The sequence below is a fragment of the Pseudomonas sp. GW821-FHT07F01 genome (assembly GCF_059418825.1).
Genome location: NZ_JBWKQO010000001.1, coordinates 385,952 through 402,737, shown reverse-complemented (window position 1 = coordinate 402,737; position 16,786 = coordinate 385,952). Strand labels below are relative to the sequence as shown.

General features: G+C 65.8%; 15 protein-coding genes and 1 pseudogene. 10 read left to right on the top strand and 6 right to left on the bottom strand.

Features of this window, described 5'->3' with window-relative positions:
* Window positions 1-64: 64 nt before the first annotated feature.
* Window positions 65-1,945 carry an amidohydrolase gene (locus tag AC07R1_RS01850; protein WP_495110033.1) on the top strand — a complete coding sequence of 627 codons (1,881 nt, stop codon included), beginning with the start codon at window positions 65-67 and terminating at the stop codon, window positions 1,943-1,945.
* A gap of 183 nt (window positions 1,946-2,128) precedes the next feature.
* Here the strand turns inward: AC07R1_RS01850 and AC07R1_RS01845 are convergent, their stop codons facing one another.
* A complete protein-coding gene (locus AC07R1_RS01845; RefSeq protein WP_019094448.1) occupies window positions 2,129-3,700 on the bottom strand; it encodes a L,D-transpeptidase family protein in 1,572 nt (523 codons plus the stop codon).
* Window positions 3,701-3,853: 153 nt separating this feature from the next.
* Here AC07R1_RS01845 and AC07R1_RS01840 point away from each other — a divergent pair, with 153 nt between their 5' ends.
* The 6 genes and pseudogenes from AC07R1_RS01840 (at window position 3,854) to AC07R1_RS01815 (ending at window position 8,423) form a co-directional block, all read left to right on the top strand.
* Window positions 3,854-4,579, top strand: a complete 726-nt coding sequence (locus AC07R1_RS01840; protein ID WP_053157782.1) for a murein L,D-transpeptidase catalytic domain family protein — start codon at window positions 3,854-3,856, stop codon at window positions 4,577-4,579.
* A 107-nt stretch (window positions 4,580-4,686) separates the two neighbouring features.
* On the top strand, window positions 4,687-5,004 hold the full coding sequence (locus AC07R1_RS01835; RefSeq protein ID WP_053157779.1) for a hypothetical protein: 318 nt from the start codon (window positions 4,687-4,689) through the stop codon (window positions 5,002-5,004).
* A 53-nt stretch (window positions 5,005-5,057) separates the two neighbouring features.
* Window positions 5,058-5,579: an alpha-ketoglutarate-dependent dioxygenase AlkB family protein gene (locus AC07R1_RS01830; RefSeq protein ID WP_495110032.1), complete on the top strand. Its 522-nt coding sequence runs from the start codon at window positions 5,058-5,060 to the stop codon at window positions 5,577-5,579.
* An 87-nt stretch (window positions 5,580-5,666) separates the two neighbouring features.
* Complete coding sequence (locus AC07R1_RS01825) at window positions 5,667-6,548, top strand: alpha/beta fold hydrolase (RefSeq protein WP_041774176.1); 882 nt, start codon at window positions 5,667-5,669, stop codon at window positions 6,546-6,548.
* A 27-nt stretch (window positions 6,549-6,575) separates the two neighbouring features.
* Window positions 6,576-7,565 (top strand): annotated as a pseudogene (locus AC07R1_RS01820) (MCP four helix bundle domain-containing protein); the annotation flags it as partial.
* Window positions 7,560-8,423, top strand: a complete 864-nt coding sequence (locus AC07R1_RS01815; RefSeq protein ID WP_370059491.1) for a methyl-accepting chemotaxis protein — start codon at window positions 7,560-7,562, stop codon at window positions 8,421-8,423. The pseudogene AC07R1_RS01820 and the gene AC07R1_RS01815, both read left to right, overlap by 6 nt.
* 11 nt (window positions 8,424-8,434) lie before the next feature.
* Here AC07R1_RS01815 and AC07R1_RS01810 read toward each other — a convergent pair whose 3' ends face one another.
* Window positions 8,435-9,769: an aminotransferase-like domain-containing protein gene (locus AC07R1_RS01810; RefSeq protein WP_011060704.1), complete on the bottom strand. Its 1,335-nt coding sequence runs from the start codon at window positions 9,767-9,769 to the stop codon at window positions 8,435-8,437.
* Between the two features lie 108 nt (window positions 9,770-9,877).
* Here AC07R1_RS01810 and AC07R1_RS01805 point away from each other — a divergent pair, with 108 nt between their 5' ends.
* Window positions 9,878-10,774 carry a DMT family transporter gene (locus tag AC07R1_RS01805; protein ID WP_015635166.1) on the top strand — a complete coding sequence of 299 codons (897 nt, stop codon included), beginning with the start codon at window positions 9,878-9,880 and terminating at the stop codon, window positions 10,772-10,774.
* A 413-nt stretch (window positions 10,775-11,187) separates the two neighbouring features.
* Here AC07R1_RS01805 and metE read toward each other — a convergent pair whose 3' ends face one another.
* Both metE and AC07R1_RS01795 read right to left on the bottom strand, forming a co-directional pair.
* Entirely contained in the window at window positions 11,188-13,476 is a 2,289-nt protein-coding gene (gene metE, locus AC07R1_RS01800; RefSeq protein WP_495110031.1) for a 5-methyltetrahydropteroyltriglutamate--homocysteine S-methyltransferase, read from the bottom strand.
* A gap of 213 nt (window positions 13,477-13,689) precedes the next feature.
* Window positions 13,690-14,019: a hypothetical protein gene (locus AC07R1_RS01795; RefSeq protein WP_019094991.1), complete on the bottom strand. Its 330-nt coding sequence runs from the start codon at window positions 14,017-14,019 to the stop codon at window positions 13,690-13,692.
* Between the two features lie 417 nt (window positions 14,020-14,436).
* Between AC07R1_RS01795 and yfcF the strand changes: the two genes are divergently transcribed.
* Complete coding sequence (yfcF, locus tag AC07R1_RS01790; RefSeq protein WP_495110030.1) at window positions 14,437-15,069, top strand: glutathione transferase; 633 nt, start codon at window positions 14,437-14,439, stop codon at window positions 15,067-15,069.
* A gap of 72 nt (window positions 15,070-15,141) precedes the next feature.
* Here the strand turns inward: yfcF and AC07R1_RS01785 are convergent, their stop codons facing one another.
* Window positions 15,142-15,672, bottom strand: coding sequence for a DUF1993 domain-containing protein (locus AC07R1_RS01785; protein ID WP_011060699.1), 531 nt, complete (start codon window positions 15,670-15,672; stop codon window positions 15,142-15,144).
* Window positions 15,673-15,859: 187 nt separating this feature from the next.
* Between AC07R1_RS01785 and AC07R1_RS01780 the strand changes: the two genes are divergently transcribed.
* Window positions 15,860-16,297 (top strand): hypothetical protein, encoded by a 438-nt coding sequence (locus AC07R1_RS01780; RefSeq protein WP_019094994.1) that lies wholly within the window; start codon window positions 15,860-15,862, stop codon window positions 16,295-16,297.
* Between the two features lie 13 nt (window positions 16,298-16,310).
* Here the strand turns inward: AC07R1_RS01780 and AC07R1_RS01775 are convergent, their stop codons facing one another.
* On the bottom strand, window positions 16,311-16,772 hold the full coding sequence (locus tag AC07R1_RS01775) for a methyltransferase family protein (protein WP_011060697.1): 462 nt from the start codon (window positions 16,770-16,772) through the stop codon (window positions 16,311-16,313).
* Window positions 16,773-16,786: the final 14 nt, after the last annotated feature.

The window sequence follows — 16,786 nt, the reverse complement described above, 5'->3', positions numbered from 1 at the left end:
TCGCCCGCGGCGGCGCTTTGCGGCTAGGCTAGTGCGCTCCTGCCCGCTTCAAGGAAGAACGCACATGCAAAAGACCTCCTTCGCGCTGCTCGTGGCAGCGCTCCAGCTCGCCAGTGCCAGTGCCCTGGCGGCCACGCCGCCGGTGGCCGACGCCATCTGGTTCAACGGCCCGATCATCACCATCGATGACCAGCACCCCAAGGCCCAGGCAGTGGCGGTGAAGGACGGCAAGATCCTCGCCGTGGGTGACCGGCAACACGTACTCAAGAACAAGGGCCCGGCCACGCAGATGCTCGACCTCAAGGGCGCGACCCTGCTACCGGGCTTCGTCGACCCCCACGGCCATGTGTCGATGGTGGGTTTCCAGGCTGCCAGCGCCAACCTGCTGCCGCCACCGGATGGAACCAACAACAGCATCCCCGGGCTCCAGGAAACCCTGCGCCGCTTTGAACAGCAGTCGCCGATCCCCAAGCAGTTCGGCGTGCTGTTCGGCTTTGGCTATGACGATTCCCAGCTGCAGGAACAGCGCCACCCCACCAAGGCCGACCTGGACGCCGTGACCCGCGACCTGCCCATCGCCATCGTCCACCAGTCCTCGCACCTGGGGGTGCTCAACAGCAAGGCGCTGGAACTGGCGGGGATCGACGCGTCGACCCCCAACCCGGAAGGCGGGGTGATCCGCCGCGTCGACGGCAGCCAGGAACCCAACGGAGTGCTGGAGGAAAACGCCTTCTTCAACGCCCTGATCAGGATCTTCCCCAAGCTCACCGCCGACCAGGCGGTGGACATGCTCAGCGCCGGGCAGAAGCTGTATGTCAGCTATGGCTACACCACGATCCAGGACGGCCGCTCTTCCCCGGACCAGGTCAAGACCGCGATCAAGGCCGCGGGCGATGGCAAGTTGCTGGCGGACATCGTCTCCTACCCGGATATCCTCACCCCCGGCGTCAAGCAACTGATGGTCGCCCCCTGGTATCACCCGAGCAACCAGCCGGTGGTGTACAACCAGCACTTTCGCATCGGTGGGGTCAAGCTGACCCTGGACGGTTCGCCCCAGGGCAAGACGGCCTGGCTGAGCCAGCCCTACTTCAAGCCGCCCCAGGGCCAGGACGCCAGCTATGCCGGCTACGGCGTGGTCAAAGACGCCGACGCCCTGGCCATCTATAAAGAGGCCCTGGCCAACCGCTGGCAGATCCTTTCCCACACCAACGGCGACCGCGCCATCGACCAGTTGCTCGGTTCCATGCGTGCCGCGGAACAGGCCTACCCCGGGGTCGATGTGCGGCCGGTAATGATCCACGGCCAGACCCTGCGCAAGGACCAGGTGGCCGAACTCAAGCAACTGAAGATCTTCCCTTCCCTATTCCCCATGCACACCTACTACTGGGGCGACTGGCATCGCCAGTCGGTGCTGGGGCCCGAACGCGCGGAAAACATCTCGCCGACCCAGTGGGTGCTCCAGGCCGGGATGAAATTCACCACCCACCACGATGCACCGGTGGCCCAGCCGGACTCCATGCGAGTGCTGGCAGCCACGGTCAACCGCACCACCCGCAGCGGCTACGTACTCGGCCCGGACCAGCGGGTGACGCCCTTGCAGGCGCTGAAGGCCATGACCCTGTGGTCGGCCTACCAGCATTTCGAAGAAGACCGCAAAGGCTCCATCACCCCGGGCAAGCTGGCGGATTTCGCGGTGCTCTCGGCCAACCCGCTGACCGTCAAACCCGAGACCCTGAGCGAGATCCAAGTGCTCAAGACCGTCAAGGAAGGCCGGGTGATCTATGAGCGTCCGGCAAAGGTGGCAAGCTTGCCGCCGCCGTTCGGGATGCATGGCGATCCGTCATTGCCGGTACCCCAGGGCATCAAGGCCGTGGCCCAGGGCGACGGCGACCTGGGCCCGGCCCTGGATGTGATCTACGACCGGCTGGCGCCTGTGCAGCCTTGAAACCCGCTATGGAAAACGCCGCGACGCCCATCCAGGCACCGCGGCGTTTTTTCTGCTCGCGCAAAGGCGCCGGTGGCGAGAGAGCCTGCGTCCGCTAGAGCGCCATGAGGGCCTAGGGGCGGCTACGCCACCCAGCGGGAGCAAGCTCCCTGGCCAGGGTTTGCCTTCACCCACACAGCCACATCAGATCTTGCTGCCCAGCGCAGTCGACAGCACCTGGTCATGCCCATAGATATCCGGGGCATACAGCAGTTGCCCGTGGCTGTCGGCCTGCACCGTCCAGTAGCTGAGCAGGATCGGCACCGGCTTGGCCAGGCGGAACTCGTGGGTCAGGCCGGTGGCCAACAGCTCGTTGGTGCGCAACCGCTCCGCCGGGCTGAGCAGCCAGTCGCGCAGTTGCAGGGCCTGCTCGACCCGCACGCAGCCGGAGCTGAAGGCCCGCGGCCCCTTGCTGAACAGCGCCTGGCTCGGGGTGTCGTGCAGGTATACCGAGAACGGGTTGGGGAAACGGATGGCGATGCGCCCCAAGGGGTTGCGCGGGCCGGCGCCCTGGCGCAGGAGGATGTTGCCGGGGCGGTCCCAGTCGATGTCCTCGGCCGCCAGGGGCTGGCCGTTGGCATCCAGCACCTGCAGGTTCTGGCGGTTGAGGAAACCCTGGTCGCGGCGGATTTCCGGCAGCTTGTCTTCCTTGAGGATGGTCGGCGGCACGGTCCAGGTGGGGTTCAGGGTCAGCCGGGTGACCTGGGATTTGAGCAAGGGCGTCTGGCGCTCCGCGCGGCCGACCTGGGTGCGGGTCTGCCAGACCACCGCGTCGTGCTGATAGAAGGTCAACTGGGCGGCGGCGACGTTCACCAGCACCAGGTTCGGCTCGTAATCCTGGGCCAGCCAGCGCAGGCGTTCGAGGTTGATGCGCAGCTGTTCGCGGCGCTCGGCCGGGCTGATGTTCATCTCTTTCAGGGTGCCCGCGCCGACCACACCGTCGGCCTGCAGCGAATGGCCAAGCTGGAAGTTCTTCACCGCGCTGACCAGCTCGCCGCTGTAGGCGTTGTCCGGGTTGACCACCGGGCTTTGCAGGTAGCCGCCGTGGTACAGGCGCAGGGCCAGGTCCGGCACCCGCTTGTCCTGCATGTCCGGGCGCAGCAACGGGCCGCCGGCCACGGCCTGCCACTGGGGCAAGGGTTGCTGGCGCTCATGGGCATAGGCCTGGCGCAGGTTGCGGTATTGCGCGAGGCTGGGGCGCGCCTGCTCGAAGGCCGTGGCGATGTGGGCGATGCCCGGCACGGCAATCGCCAGCAGCGCGCTCTGGCGATCGTCCGGCAGCGGCTGGGCCCGCCACATAGGCTCGAAGCGGCTTTGCGCCAGGCGACCGTAATGCAGGTCCTGCAGGGCTTGCAGGTACTGATGGGTGATATCGATATCGCTGCACAGGCCATCTCCCGCCGGGCTCGCCTGCGGCAGGCGGTAGTGGCCCGGGTCCAGCCCGTCGTCCACCAGTTGCGCCAACTGCGCCTGCAAGCTGGCCAGGCGGCCCGCCACGGACCACACCTGCTGTTCGCCCTGTTGCTGGTAGAAGCCCTGCAACAGCTGCTGGGCCGGGGTATTGAGCCGCGGCGCCAGGGCCGGGCAGGCCACGGCCAGTTGCGTCAGCGCCGTTTGCATCGGGCTCGCCGACAGCTGTGGCAGCTCATCGGCCAGCGCGACCAATGGCGCAGCGAGCAGGCACAGGGTCAAGTAACATGCGGGTTTTTTGAACAACTGCTTTACTCCAATCCGTGGGCGCCCAGCGGGCGGCCAACCATTACGGCAGATGCGGAAAACAATCGGGCCTGGGCATTAAACATATAGACCAGACTGCCGGGGGAACGACAGGACGTCAGGAGCCAAAGTGACCATGGGGACGCTCTATACATGTTGAATTTCTCGTGCCGGTTCTGCCTGGTGGCCATTGCCCTGGGCGCCTTTTCCATTTCGTCCTTCGCCGCCAGCAAAGTCCAGCCCGTCGCCAGCCCCACGCTGTACGCCAGCCTCGCCCACGCCGCCCCGCAACTCAATCCCCAGGCCCTGAAAAGTGCCCTGAGCGCCATGCAATGCGCGGTAGGCAGCGGCGCCCGACAAGCCCGCCACCTGGCGGTGATCGACTACTCGCAGCCCTCCACCGAACGGCGCCTGTGGATCTTCGACCTGCGGACCAAAAAACTGGTGCTGCGCGACCTGGTGGCCCACGGGCAGAAATCCGGGGAAAACTTCGCTACCCAGTTCTCCAATCGCCTGGGCAGCTACCAATCCAGCCTGGGCCTGTTCCGCACCCAGGAAAGCTACGAAGGCAGCCATGGCTACTCGCTGCGCATGGACGGCCTGGAACCGGGCTTCAACGACCGGGCCCGGGACCGCGACATCGTGATCCATGCCGCCGACTACGTGAACCCCTTGTGGAGCCAGCGCCAGGGCCGCATCGGCCGTAGCCAGGGCTGCCCCGCGGTGCGCCCGCAAGTGGCGCGCCAGGTGATAGACAAGCTCAAGGATGGCCAGTTCATGTTCTCCTGGTACCCGGACCAGCGCTGGTTGAAAACCTCGCCCTACCTCAACTGCCAGCCACGCCAGGTGGCGAGCATCCTCAGCGCCAACGGCGGCTGAGCAAGCCGGCCGGATGCTCGGCGCCTGCCCTCTTCGCAGTTGCGCCGCACGCCGGCGGCGAGATACCGTTACCGACCTGGAACGCCACCTCGCCCGAGCTCCACGCCATGCCTTCGCCACATGCCCTGCTTCTGCAACAGCCCGGACCACGCCCGGCGTTCTACCGGGTGGCCGAACACCTGTGGGGCGCTGGCTGCAATGTGGATTCCGATGGCGACAGCCGGACCGCCGACGATGACCAGTGGACCGAGCTGACCCTGATACTGCGCAATTCCAGCCAGCAACGGCTGGACATCGAGCCACTGTCCCTGGCGCCCCTGGTCCTGCTGATCCGCGCTTCCCAGGCGGACCTGGGGCAAAAGGCCGCACAGTTTATCCAGTCGGTGGCAGGCGGCACACTCCAGGCACCCATCAAGGACCGATAAGGATCACGCCCTGCCCCCCGCAGGCGCTGTCCTTCACGACAGGCAGTACTCCCATGACTCCACCCGAAATCGACTTTTTCCCCGACTTCATCGCCGACCCGCATCGGCTGTTCAACCACCTCAAGGACTCCGTGCTGTGGGACGAGCGCATGCGTGCGCGCAAGACCGCCAGTTTCGGCGCGCCCTACGACTACTCCCAGATCACCTACCCCGCCGTGCCGATGCCCGAAGCGCTGGAGCAGTTGTGCGGGCCCATCGAGCAACTGCTGGGCTTTCGCCCCAACAACTGCCTGCTCAACTGCTACCCCGACGGCCACTCCTCCATGGGCTTTCATTCCGACGCCAATGAACAGTTGGTGACAGGCACCGGGGTGGTGATCGTCTCCCTGGGCCACGCCCGGACCATGGTCTTTCGCCACAAGGAAAGCGGCGCCACCTTCGACTACAGCCTGGCCAGCGGCTCGCTGCTGCACATGTCGGACGAACTGCAGAAACACTGGCTGCACGCGATCCCCAAGGCGCCGGACGCCGGCGAGCGCATCAGCCTGTCGTTTCGCCAGCTCAAGACCGGGTAGTGCTGGACTCGGTCAGGATCGGCCCTTGACTCAAGGGCCGGGCCATCGACAATGCCCGGCTGTATTCAGCGTTTGCCCCGAGGCCCCATGCAGTTGCTTCCCTGGTCCTACCCCTGTCCCGAAGGCTTCACCCTGCGCGGCCTGCGCTCCGCGCCTTCGGGCAAGCCGCTGCTGCACTTCCTGCACGGCAACGGTTTCTGCTCCATGGCCTATCAGCCGATGCTGGCGCTGCTGGCCGAGTCCTTCGACCTGTGGCTCAGTGACGTCCAGGGCCACGGCGATACCGACCACGGCGGCCCGTTCCTCGGCTGGAACCGCACCGCGGAACTGGCAGCCGAGGCCTTCGAAGCCGGGCTCGATGCCTATGGCGAGGTACCGCGCTATGCGCTGGGCCACAGTTTTGGCGGGGTGCTCACCTGCCTGATCGTCGCCGAACGCCCGCAACTGTTTCGCAAGGCGGTGATGCTGGACCCGGTGATCTTCACCCCCTCCATGATCGGCTCCCTGGGCGTGCTGTCGGCCCTGGGCCTGAACCGCCGCCACAGCCTCGCGCGCAAGGCCGCCGCCCGCCGCCGGCGCTGGCCGGACCGCGCCGCCGCCAAGGCCGCGCTGGCCAACCGGGGCATCTTCAAGGGCTGGAGCGACGCGGCCCTGGCCGCCTATGTCGAACACGGCCTGAAGGACGACGAACAAGGCGTGGCCCTAAAATGCGCCCCCGAGCGCGAAGTGGATATCTACAGCTCCTTTCCCCGCCGCCTGTGGCGCTCGCTGCGCCAGGTGAAGACCCCAAGCCTTGTGATCCACGGCCGCGACAGCTACCCCTACGTGGCTCGCTCGATCAAGCGCTGGGCGGCCATCAACCGGCACCTGAGCACCCAGGTGATCGACGGCCAGCACTGCTTCATGCAGGTCGACCCGGCCACCAGCGCCCGCTCCATCCAGGGCTTTCTCCAGACCGAAGGCCGGTGAAAGCCGCGGGCCAGGCGCCCGCGACAGATGTCACCGTGCTATCATTGGCGGGTTTTCCAGGCAGGCCGTGCAACCTGTCGATCCTGGAAAGCACTGGACAAAGGCGCCGATCAGATGCGCCTGCCGCCTGCCTTGTGTGCAAAAAGCCGACGGTGCCGTGGGGCCTGGCCCCACCGCGCACCGCACCGATGCAAACCGCGACTCGCCTCGCCGGTTGTACTTTTTGCCGCCACAAGGAACACAGTCATGCTCTTGAGAACGATGAACATTTCCCGCCGCGCAGGGTTCAGCTTCGCCCTGATCGCCCTGCTGGCCCTGGCCCTGGGAGGTTTCTCCCTGCTGGAAATGCAACGCATGAACCAGCAATCCCTTGAGGTCGACCAGAACTGGCAGCCATCCATCGTTGCCGCCAATGCCCTGGCCCTGACCAGCACCCAGATCCGAACCCTGACCCTGCGCATGCTGGTGGTGCGCGACAGCGGTGACGTGCAGGCCTTGCTATCGCGCCTCAACGAACTGGAGCAACAGCAGGATCGGCAACAGCAGGCCTATGAAAAACTGATCAACGTCGACGACGAACGCGCCGCCTACGAGCGTTTTGTCGAAGCCGAAGCGCTGTACCTCAAGGACCAGCACCGGATCACCGACCTGATGCGCCAGGGCCACAAGGAAGCGGCGATCGACATCGTCGACGGCGGCCCGTTCCTGGCCAATGCCGACGCCATGCTCAAGGAATTGCTGACCATCATCGACGTCAACACCCGGGGCGGTATCGCCGCGGCGGCGCAAAGCAACCAGGTGTTCAAAGGTGCGGTGGGCATGGTCCTGTTGATCATGCTGGTCGTGGTGGCCCTGACCGTGGTCCTGGCCCTGTTCCTGACCCGCAGCATCGTGCGCCCCCTGGGCCAGGCCGTGGAGGTAGCGGAAACCATCGCCCGCGGTGATCTCGGCCAGAGCATCGCAGTCAGCGGCAAGGACGAACCGGCGCGCCTGCTGCACGCCCTGCAGACCATGCAGGCCAGCCTGCGCGGCACCCTGCAGCGGATCGCCGATTCGTCCAACCAGCTGGCCTCCGCCGCCGAGGAACTGCACGCGGTCACCGAGCATTCCAGCCAGACCCTGCACCAGCAAAGCAACGAAGTGGAACAGGCGGCTACCGCGGTCAATGAAATGACCGTCGCCGTGGAGGAAGTGGCGCGCAATGCGGTGAGCACCTCCGAAGCCTCTCAGGAAACCGACCGCACGGCCCATCACGGCCGCGAGCAGGTACAGCACACCGTCGACTCCATCGGCCAACTGGCCGAAGACGTGACCCAGACCTGCCAGCGGGTGGAAAACCTGGCGGTGGACGTGCGCAATATCGGCCAGGTGCTGGAAGTGATCCGCTCGATTGCCGAACAGACCAACCTGCTGGCGCTCAATGCCGCCATCGAGGCCGCGCGGGCCGGGGACGCCGGACGCGGCTTCGCCGTGGTCGCCGACGAAGTGCGGGCCCTGGCCCATCGCACCCAGCAGTCGACCCAGGAAATCGAAAGCATGATCAACACCATCGAGGAAGGCACCGAAGGTGCGGTCAGTGCCATGCGCAACAGCAACGAGCGCGCCCACCTGACCCTGGAAGCCGCCCGCGCTTCGGGGCTGGCCCTGGACCAGATCACCCAGGCCATCACCACCATCAACGAGCGCAACCTGGTGATCGCCAGCGCCAGCGAGGAACAGGCCCAGGTCGCCCGCGAGGTGGACCGCAACCTGATCAATATCCGCGACCTGTCGACCCAGACCTCGGCCGGGGCCAACCAGAGCAATGCCGCCAGCCAGGAGCTGTCACGCCTGGCGGTGGACCTCAATGCCCTGGTGACCCAGTTCAAGCTTTGACGCTTGCCGCTTCAGAAGGCGTAGCGGCCGATCACCTGCCGGACCCTGGCTAGCGCCACGCCCAGATCGGCCATGGCCACAGAGCCCAACGCCAGGCGAATGGCGTGGGGCACCGGGCCGGCGCCGACAAAGGGCTCGGCGGTGGACACCGAGACCTTCTCCCGCAGCAGCGCCATGGCCACCTGATCGGCCCGGACTTCCTCGGGCAAGGGCAGCCAGAGGAAGTAGGAGTTCGGATGGCTGACATAGGCCAGCCCGGCCAGGGCTTCCCGGGCCAGGGCCTGGCGGGCCTGGGCATCCTCGCGCTTCTGGTGCTCCAGGCGCGCCACCGTGCCGTCCTCGATCCAGGCACAGGCCATGGCGGTCATCACCCCCGGGGTGTTCCAGGTGCTGGTGCGGATCGCACGCTCGATCAGCGCCACCCAGGCCGGCGGCGCCACCACATAACCGACCCGCAGGCCGGTGGCCACATTCTTCGAGAACCCCGAGATGTAGACCGTGATCTCTGGTGCCAGGGCAGCCAGCGGCGCGGGAGGATCCTGGGCCAGGAAGGCGTAGGCGGCGTCTTCGATGATCAGCAGCCCGTGGGCCCGGCCAATCGCCACCAGGCGCTGGCGCCAGGCCAGGTCCAGCACCCAGCCCATGGGGTTGTGCAGGGTCGGCATGGCGTATACCGCGCGCACCCGCCGCCGTTGGCACAGGCGCTCGAAGGCCTCCAGGTCCGGCCCCTGCTCGCTCAGGGGAATGGCCAGCAGTTCCAGCCCGTGGGCCTCGGCCACCACCTTGAACCCGGGGTAGGTCAAGGCATCCACCGCCACCACATCACCGGGCCTGAGCAACGCCATCAGGGTGGTCGACAGGCCGTGCTGGGCGCCGCTGACCAGCAGCACCTGCTCGCCCTCCACCACCAGCCCATGGCCTGCCAGGTAGCGCGCCACCGTGGCCCGCTCATGACTGCGCCCGGCGTGGGGCTGGTAGCGCAGCAAGGCTTCCAGGTCGCCGGTCGCCGCCAACTGGCGCAAGGCGCTACGCAGCAGTTCGGCCTGGCCGGGCAACGCCGGGTAGTTGAAGTTCAGGTCCAGGGTGCCCGGTGCCGTGGCGGGCTGGTCCACGCCCTGCCCTGGCGGCAAGGCGGTTTCCCGGACATAGGTCCCACGCCCGGTTTCACCGCTGACCAGGCCCATGGCTTCCAGCTCGGCATAGACCCGCGATGCAGTGACCAGGGCCAGCCCTTCCCGCGCCGCCAGCTCGCGATGGGTGGGCAGGCGGGTGCCGGGGGCAAGGATGCCGGTACGGATATCGGCGGCAAAGGTGTCCACCAGTTGTTTGTAGCGGGCACGGGCCATAGGCGCTGTATCCATGACAATTTTTTGATTGTGCTGATTTTCAATCCTAGGATGGGCTCGACACAAGCCCCCGCCGCTGCGGCCTCCCACTTCTTGAGCACTCCCCGAATGGAACGGACATCGACCCTGCAATCCCCAGCCCTGGAAAAAACCGCCAGTGGCTGGCTCAACGGCTTTATCGGCGTGCTGATCTTCAGCGGCTCACTGCCGGCCACCCGGGTCGCGGTGCTGGAGTTCGACCCGCTATTCCTCACCGTGGCCCGGGCCACCATCGCCGGGCTCCTGGCGTTGTGCATCCTGCTGCTGTTCAAGCAGCGCCGTCCGAGCCGCGCCCAGCTCCTGCCCCTGACCATCGTTGCCCTGGGCGTGGTGCTGGGCTTTCCGCTGCTCACGGCCCTGGCCCTGCAGTACGTGACCTCGGCCCATTCCATTGTGTTCCTTGGCCTGTTGCCCCTGGCCACCGCGGTGTTCGGCGTGCTGCGCGGCGGCGAGCGGCCGCGCCCTGTGTTCTGGCTGTTCTCGGTGCTCGGCAGCCTGTTGGTGGTGGGCTATGCCCTGTCCCAGGGCCTCACGGCTTCGCCCGAGGGTGACCTGCTCATGCTCCTGGCCGTACTGGTATGCGGCCTGGGTTATGCCGAAGGCGCCAAGCTGTCGCGCACCCTGGGCGGCTGGCAGGTGATCTCCTGGGCCCTGGTGCTGTCGCTGCCACTGATGGCCGCACTGACCCTGTTCAGCATGCCCGCCTCCTTTAGTGGCATCAGCCTGCCGGCCTGGGTCAGCCTGGGCTACGTATCGCTGTTCAGCATGCTGATCGGTTTTGTCTTCTGGTACCGCGGGCTGGCCCAGGGCGGGATCGCCGCCGTCGGCCAGTTGCAGTTGCTGCAACCCTTTTTCGGCCTGGCCCTGGCCGCCGGCCTGCTCCACGAGCACGTCAGCCTGGGCATGCTCGGGGTCACCGTGGCGGTGATCCTCTGCGTGGTCGGGGCACGAAAGTGTTCCAAATAAGTACAAGGCAGTGGCAGCGCTTGCCGGGCTGCCACTGATTGCGCGGGGATATGAAGCAAGAGCCGCAAAGGGCTCGGGGGTCAGGTCGGAGAGATAGTCGCGAGCGCACCGAGCGCGATGGTCAAGGCTAAAAATCCAAACAAGAAAAACGCCATCTTAGTCATCAGGCCTCCTGAACAGTAGGTATGCGGTGCAGCGGGCCCGGTCTCCAGCCGTAAAGCCGGCCGGGCGCGCCATTTTCAAACCATGGCTGTTCTGATAACAGACGCAGATGCGCAAGAAAAATACGGATCAGATGCGCCGCGCCGGCCTCCGCTACCTGCTTGCTCGCCCTCGCACCACTTGCCCCCGATGCCATGCTGGAAGCAGAAAACCGGAGCACGCCGACGTGCTCCGGTTGCGGGGTTGGCCGATCAGGCCAGTTCTTTACGCAACTGACGGGCCGCGGTGACCATGTGCACCAGGGCTGCTTCGGTTTCCGGCCAGCCGCGGGTCTTCAGGCCGCAGTCCGGGTTGACCCACAGGCGCTCGGCAGGAATGCGCTGGGCGGCCTTGCGCAGCAGGTTGGCCATTTCCGAGGCATCCGGCACCCGTGGCGAGTGGATGTCATAGACGCCCGGGCCGATCTCGTTCGGGTAGGCGAAGGCTTTGAAGGCGTCCAGCAGTTCCATGTCCGAACGCGAGGTCTCGATGGTGATGACGTCCGCATCCATGGCGGCGATGGACTCGATCACATCGTTGAATTCGCTGTAGCACATATGGGTGTGGATCTGGGTTTCATCACGCACGCCAGAGGCGCACAGGCGGAACACTTCGGTGGCCCAGTCCAGGTAGTGCTGCCACTGCGCCCGGCGCAGCGGCAAGCCTTCACGGAACGCGGCTTCGTCGATCTGCACGATCCTGATGCCGGCGGCTTCCAGGTCCAGCACTTCGTCGCGGATCGCCAGGGCCAGTTGCCGGGCCTGCACTTCGCGGCTCACATCTTCGCGCGGGAAAGACCACATCAGCATGGTCACCGGGCCGGTGAGCATGCCCTTCATCACCTTGTCGGTCAGGCCCTGAGCGTAGCGGATCCACTCCACGGTCATGGCATTGGGGCGGCTCAGGTCACCGAAGATCAGCGCCGGCTTGACGCACCGGGAACCGTAACTCTGCACCCAGCCGAAACGAGTGAACACATAGCCGTCCAACTGCTCGGCGAAGTACTCGACCATGTCGTTGCGCTCGGCCTCGCCGTGCACCAGCACGTCCAGACCCAGGCGTTCCTGCACCAGCACCGCGTGGCGGATTTCGCTGTGCATGGCTTCGGTATATTCGGCGAGGCTCAGCTTGCCCTGCTTGAACGACTGGCGTGCCAGGCGGATCGAGGCGGTCTGCGGAAACGAACCGATGGTGGTGGTGGGGAACAGCGGCAGGTCGAGGCCGGCGCGCTGCTTGGCGATACGCTGGGTGAAGGCCGAGCGCCGCTGGCTGTCCTTGGGGGTGATGGCCGCTACCCGAGCCTGTACCGCCGGTTTGTGGATGCGCGGCGAGGCCGCGCGGCTGGCCTGTACGGCGCGGCTCTGCTCCAGTGCCTTGAGCACCGCCTGGGCCTGCGGCTGGTTCACCGCCTGGGCCAGTACCGCCACTTCCTGACATTTCTGCACGGCGAAGGCCAGCCAGCTCTTGAGCTCGGCGTCCAGCTGGTCTTCACGGTCCAGGTCCACCGGGCTGTGCAACAGCGAGCAGGAAGGCGCCACCCACAGGCGCTCCCCCAGACGCTCATGGGCGTGCTGCAGGGTGGCCAGGGCTTTTTCCAGGTCGCAGCGCCAGACGTTACGCCCATTGACCAGGCCCAGTGACAGCACCTTGTAGGCCGGCAGGCGATCGAGGATGGTCGGGTACTGCTCGGGAGCACGCACCAGGTCGATGTGCAGGCCATCGACCGGCAGGTTCGCGGCCAGGCCGAGATTCTCTTCCAGGCCACCGAAATAGGTCGCCAGGAGTTTTTTCAGCGGCTCGCGCTGGATCTGGTTGTAGGCGCGTTCGAACGCGTTTTTCCAATCCTGGGGCAGGTCCAGCACCAGGATCGGCTCGTCGATCTGCACCCACTCCACGCCCTGGGCCGCCAGGCGCTGGCAGATCTGGCCGTACAGCGGCAGCAGGCGGTCCAACAGCTCCAGCTTGTCGAACTCTGCGCCCTTGGCCTTTCCCAACCACAGGTAGGTCAGCGGGCCGATCAACACCGGCTTGACGGCGTGCCCCAGGGCCCGGGCCTCCTCGACCTCTTCGAAGAGCTGCTCCCAGCCCAGCTGGAATTGCTGGTCGGCGCCGAATTCAGGCACCAGGTAGTGGTAGTTGGTGTCGAACCACTTGGTCATTTCCTGGGCGTGGGCACCGCCGCAGCAGCCGTCGCTGACGCCACGCGCCATGCCGAACAGGGTCTGCAGGGTGGCTGGGCCATTCTGCGGACGGAAACGCTGGGGAATCACGCCGAACATCAGGGAATGGGTCAGAACCTGGTCGTACCAGGCGAAATCGCCCACGGGCAGCAGGTCGATACCGGCGTTTTTCTGCAGCTCCCAGTGAGTCTTGCGCAGATCACGGCCCACGGCGCGCAGGCCGGCTTCGTCGAGTTCGCCCTTCCAGAACGCCTCTTGCGCTTTCTTCAGTTCACGGTCGCGGCCAATGCGCGGAAATCCTAGAGAATGGGCCAAAGCCATGACATGCAACTCCCCTGTGTTTGATGGGAGCCATTGTCGGCACTCGGCACTTGGTGAGACAAACTCATTTTAATCGCGATGATCACAAGTTCCATTCATGATCAAACAGGCAGATCAGACACTGCCGCAGGAGGCCGCGCGCCCTTCAGGCTCCTGCCCGGAGCGGCCCGGGCCAGCTACAGGCCTACGACCCGGTGCAGATCTGCGCCCCCCTCAGCGGCGAGCCAACTTATACCTCAGGCAATCCTCGTTAAAGCTTTTGCGCAATGCCTCGGGCTTGATCCGCGAGGGGCTGTCGTAGGTCTGCTCGGTAATGCCCAGGGCCATCATGCGCATCCAGCCCTTGCTGAACTTGTAGGTCTGGATCTTCTGCCGCGCCGCATACAGCGACACCCCGGACAACTTCAATTCCTGGGCCCTGGCGGCAGTGCCCGCCCCCCAGCTGCAGATATATCGGTCATTGGCCGCCAGCTCCCGGGCCTGGGCCGCAGAAGCCCCGCCCAACAGGGCAAACGAAGTCAGCGTAATCAACACATGGCGCATTTTGCGGTCACCTAACCACCTGAAAATAAAGTGATTTTGGCGACACTTCAGACTGCCCGGGGCCAGTACTTTGCCTTCTCGATCAAGGCAATGTGCCTGCCAATGCTGGCCACTCGCGCGGCACAGGCGCACCCGTCGCTGACGCCAGTCGATCAACTGCAACGCGCTGAAGCCGGGTTTTTCCGCACCCCGTGGACCGGCTCGATAACCGACGCTGGCGACTGCACAGCCACTGCTGCACGCCCCGGTCCGCCTCCGACGCCCGCCCGCGACTCCAGAACCGCATCGCCACGGCTGCATCGCGCACGGAGGCCGAAACGCCAGTATTCCTACGAGGAATGCACGGATAAAAAACCTGCATTTTATTTATCGACCAGGATCTCCTAGCGTGGGCGCTCCCCCCTTGGAGAGACCGCCGTGACCGCTTCCCGCCCGCGCCTGTACGTCGATGCCCAGTTCACCAGCCCCTATGCCCTGTCCGTGTTCGTGGTGCTGCGGGAAAAGGGTATCGACTTCGACCTGCTGCCCCTGGACCTGGACGCCGCGCAGAACCGCGAGCCGGCCTACACCCGCCTGTCCCTGACCCAGCGCGTGCCGACCCTGGTGCTGGACGATTTTGCCCTGTCCGAATCCTCGGCCATCGCTGAATACCTGGAACAGCTGTTCCCGCACAACCCGGTCTATCCCCAGGACCTGCGCCAGCGTGCCAAGGCCCGCCAGGTCCAGGCCTGGCTGCGCAGCGATCTGCTGCCGATCCGCCAGGAGCGCACGACCCTGGTGGTGTTCTACGGCTGCAAGGGCGAACCGCTGTCGCCCCAGGCCCAAGCGGCGGCTAACACCCTGGTGGAGGCCGCGCAGGAGCTATTGGCGGATGGCCGCGACTTCCTGTGCGGCCAGTGGTCGATCGCCGATGTCGACCTGGCGCTGATGCTCAACCGGCTGATCCTCAACGGTGACCCGGTACCGGCGAACCTGGTGGCCTATGCCCGGCGCCAGTGGCAACGGCCGGCAGTGCAGGAATGGGTGCAGTTGCCGCGGCCGGCGCTGTAGGGCCTGGAGCGCCGGGTGATGCGGCCATCGGCGTTGACCTGACGCTGGCCGGGGAGTCTGCGGCTGGCGCGGTTAGGCTTCTTGCGGTTGGCGCAGGTAGGCGAACATGTGCTGGGCATAATCGGCCTTGCCCAGAGGCACACCGTTGTGCCGCAGGATGTTGTAGGCCGTGACCAGGTGGAAATAGAACTGCGGCGTCGCCCAGTTGCGCGCGAACTCCTCGCCGTTCATGTCGAAGGCAATACCGTTGTGCAGCTCGATGGCGATGGCCCGCTGGCCACTGCTGTCGATCAGCTCGCGGTCCGCCGCCGCCAGGAACGCCAGGGTGTCTTCGATCAGTGCCCTGGCCTCGGCCATACCGGCCGGCGCCTGCAATGCAGTCACAGGCTGCCCGCTCAGGCGCTGTACCGCTTCCCGGGCCTGGGTGCAGGCAAAACGCACCTGGGCCGCCAGGTCATACATGTCCGGTGCCAGCCGCGACTGCAACAGCACCTGGGGTTCGAACCCCCGCTCCCTGGCCTGCTCTTCGCCCTTGGCGAGAAAGCCCTCCAGGGCGCGCAGCATCTGGGCAAAACAGGGAACAGTGATTGCGTAGATCGACATGGGTGTTCCTCGATGAGATCAAGACACAGGGGCCGGGTGCTGCCCGTCGCCCCGCCATAAAAGCCGATGGATCCTAGCAGATGTCCCCCCTCTCTCAAGCCGCGGACAATGCCAGAAAAGTACCCCTGGGCCGATCCGGCTGGTATGGTGCGCCCCTTGAGAAATACACCGCCTGACAGTGAGGAAAATGACCTTGAGCAGTGAAGCAAAAATGACCGGGGACCTGTTCGAAGTCGACAAGCGCCTGGCCCTCAAGCCCATCGTCGATTTCAACAGCTACCTGCGCGCGGCCTTCGCCGATGGCCCCTGCTCCTGTGGTCGCTGCGTCGCCAGCCAGGGTGACGAGAGCGGCTACGACTACCAGCACACCTTCAACTTCGCCGGCCGGGTGGCCAACCGGCGCTTCGCCTCCACCGCCGGCAGCGATGTGCTGCAGGCCCTGAAGAAAGCCTGGCTGTCCTTCACCAAGGCCGAGCTGCCGGCGAGCGGCGATCTGGACCTGGCAACGGTCAAGGAATTCGTCGACCCCCAACTGCACAAATTGCTGGTACCGCTGTTCGTCGCCAGCGGCCTGACCCGCGAAGTGGATGGCCAGTTGCAACTGCAGGCGCAAGTGGCGGCTTGAACAGCCGTACCGCCTAAAGCCAGCGCCGCACACGCTGGCGATACGCCGCAAAATCAGCCCCGAACAACTGCCCGAGCGCCCGTTCTTCGGGGTAGATCTGAAAGCGGTTCATGTACAGGACGAACCCCAGCACGCCGAGCAGCACCAGGGGCGAGGCCAGGTACAGCCCCCAGGCCAGCAGCCACAGGGCAAAGCCGACATACATCGGGTTGCGTGTGTACTGGTAGATCCCCGAGGTGACCAGGGCCGAGGCGCTGGCGGGCTTCAGCGGGTTGACCGTGGTCTTGGCCCGGCGAAAGGCAAGCCCTCCGGCCAGGACAAACAGCAGCCCGGCCATCACCAGCGGCAGCGCCAGCAACAGGCGTGTGCCCAAGCCCGGATCCAGGCCCGGCAAGCCGCGCGCAAGCAGCCCCATCAACACGGCGAACAGGACCGCGACAAGGGGGGGTGGAATGCGGTTTTCCAAGGCCTGCATGGTGCCTCTCTCCT